Source organism: Neptuniibacter pectenicola (genome assembly GCF_001597735.1).
GTDB classification, from domain to species: Bacteria; Pseudomonadota; Gammaproteobacteria; order Pseudomonadales; family Balneatricaceae; genus Neptuniibacter; species Neptuniibacter pectenicola.
In genome coordinates this window covers 1-238 of record NZ_LUTS01000180.1, presented here as the reverse complement: position 1 = coordinate 238, position 238 = coordinate 1, and the positions used below count along the sequence as shown (strand labels likewise).

At 40.8% G+C, this 238-nt stretch carries 1 protein-coding gene; it reads right to left on the bottom strand.

Annotated features, from left to right (window positions below):
* A partial coding sequence (locus A3773_RS17400) for a lipopolysaccharide kinase InaA family protein (RefSeq protein ID WP_331709185.1) occupies positions 1–238 on the bottom strand: 238 nt, incomplete at both ends.

The following is a 238-nucleotide window of genomic DNA, read 5'->3' as shown; positions in this document are numbered from 1 at the left end:
ATATTATGGATATTGAGATCTGTGTGATTCACCTGTGCTTGATGCATCTTGCGAATTTCTTTACCAATCTTACGATACATTGACTTTGGCAACGCCTGCTCCCGCAAAATAGAAACAAGATCTCGAGCATTGGGGATTCTTTCACTCAACAAATCAGCTTTGTAATAAAAGCCTATTTTAGTTGCCTGTGCAGCGATCGGTCTTGGCACATTGACCCCAGCTTTAATCAAGGTTTGAA